A 1,990-nucleotide genomic window follows, 5' to 3' on the forward strand; every position below is an offset into this window, starting at 1 on the left:
TTAACGGCCACAATGACAGAGCGAAGTAGATTATTTTGCTGATTGAAAAACAGTTAGCTGCCTATCGGCAGCTAAAAAAGATTCTATTGTTTATTTGACGGAAGAAGGTTCATATGTGTTAGGTGTACGTTTACACCTTTACTATATTTTTAAGGTCCTCTGTTGTCACAACCTTTAAAACTGGCGGTCCACCACCATGCATGTGACTTTGAGGATAAGTTAAAAGCCAAAAACGACCATCTGTTGGATCGGTAAAAAATAGCGCCCAACCACATTTAGATGTACCAATTTGTTGCAAATGATTATTCACAAGCCAATCTATACGCTCACATACAGAATCAGCTATAACTTTTGCATTAGATTCCACCCAACGACCAGCTAATTCAGATTCGGATGGCAGCAGTAAATCCATTTAGTACACCTAACGCCGCACTCTGGGGCAAACCGGAGCGGAGCGTAGGTTTGTCCCCAGCAGTGCCTTGTTAGCCATTTTTGCCAGATCGATCCGCATAACTAGCGACCTCTCCCAAGAACAAATAGGTATGAATTACTGAAAGCTTAGCCTCATCGAGGGTTACATCTACATGCACGCCCTTGCAGGATTTTTCGTAAATAATATCCAGTCTTGCTGCCAAGTGTTCTAGCTCAGATTCCAAAAGTGCGTAACTTCCCTCGCTCTCACTTAAATCGGAAAGAAATGCCAAGATGCGGTTTTTATATTGCTCTACACCAACTTTACGGGAGCGACCTTTACGATCTTTCCAGTCCTCTTCTTGAGCAGGAAAGATAGAATCTGCCACATCCATCAACAACCTCCGACAAGATGTTAAAGCAGCAGAAAGTGACTCAGGGTTTCGATCACTCATACGCTCATTTATTGCTATTACTTTTTCTGCGGCTTTTGGGCAGTGAGAACGGATGAATGAGTCTACGAGATTTCTCGCACCTTCGAATATTTCTTCCGCAACGTCTCCCAGTTCAACTGCAAGATAAGTATCAGTAGCATAATTATGTATTGCGGCTTTCATCGAGGAGTAAAGAGATTTACTACCGGCATAATTTTTCTTTTGCTGTTGTTGCAGCTTTAGTTGGGTTGCCATTAGAGACTCGGTGGCATTTTTCTCCACGAAATCTTTTACTTTAGTAGTTGATGGCCTCGCAGCTCTGAGAGAATTCAAGAGGGCCTCATCTGATTCTGCGTTTGCTTCGATAGTCGGCAAGCTCTGGGGGTAATACTTTGATGTTTTAAGATCAACCCGCCCTCCTGACGATGCATACTTTAAACAATCTCCGATCTCTGAAAATGAAAACTCTTCTGGGTATCCTTTCGTCTCTAAATCTAACCAAATTTGTGCATCGGAATCCCGCATTAAGCGAGCGAGCCTCTTGGCCTTCATTAGAATGGCGTCGATTTTAGACTCAGAGTTTTCAAGGGCATTCAGCAGTTCTTCACTGATTTTCCTAGCTTCATCAATCCTTTTACTCACGCAAAACCCTCATTGAATGGCTAACGCCCGCCTATGGGGCAAATTGAGTGGGCTAAACCTGAGCGAAGCGAAAAGCCCGCGAAAATTTGTCCCAGCGAGTTTACGAGCAACATCAGGCGCTTGTTAGCTGCCCTGTTCACGATTGAGTATTTCATTTGCTTGGTTTATACAATCAGTTAATGCTGCATCGTAATCAATGTTGTCAGAACAAACCTTACGTCCCCATAAATCCTCGCCTACTGCCACAAACTGGCATGGGCTTTCTTCACGGCATCGGAAAAACCAACCGTCAACTTTGCCTTGTATCGGATAGTCTCTTAAGAGGGCGTCTGGCGACTTTTTAGCAATGTATGATTTCAATCTCAAACTCCCTGGGCAGCTAACGCCCTGTTAATGGGCAAAATTGTGTTGGCTAAAATGTGAAGCGGAGCAAAACCAAGCCAACGCAATTTTGTCCACTTTAAACAGTTTGTTATGTGCAAACTAGTAAAATCTACACTGTG

General features: G+C 43.3%; 3 protein-coding genes. All 3 read right to left on the reverse strand.

Features of this window, described 5'->3' with window-relative positions; all coding sequences use genetic code 11:
- Window positions 1–130 precede the first annotated feature (130 nt).
- The 3 genes from AAEU32_RS15780 to AAEU32_RS15790 all read right to left on the reverse strand — a co-directional run bounded on the left by AAEU32_RS15780 (window position 131) and on the right by AAEU32_RS15790 (window position 1,847).
- Window positions 131–412, reverse strand: a complete 282-nt coding sequence (locus tag AAEU32_RS15780) for an Imm27 family immunity protein (protein ID WP_421971489.1) — start codon at window positions 410–412, stop codon at window positions 131–133.
- A 70-nt stretch (window positions 413–482) separates the two neighbouring features.
- On the reverse strand, window positions 483–1,487 hold the full coding sequence (locus AAEU32_RS15785; protein ID WP_347393921.1) for an AbiTii domain-containing protein: 1,005 nt from the start codon (window positions 1,485–1,487) through the stop codon (window positions 483–485).
- A gap of 123 nt (window positions 1,488–1,610) precedes the next feature.
- A complete protein-coding gene (locus AAEU32_RS15790; RefSeq protein ID WP_421971490.1) occupies window positions 1,611–1,847 on the reverse strand; it encodes a hypothetical protein in 237 nt (78 codons plus the stop codon).
- Between the last annotated feature and the right edge of the window lie 143 nt (window positions 1,848–1,990).

The organism is Pseudoalteromonas maris (assembly GCF_049257235.1).
Taxonomy (GTDB): domain Bacteria; phylum Pseudomonadota; class Gammaproteobacteria; order Enterobacterales; family Alteromonadaceae; genus Pseudoalteromonas.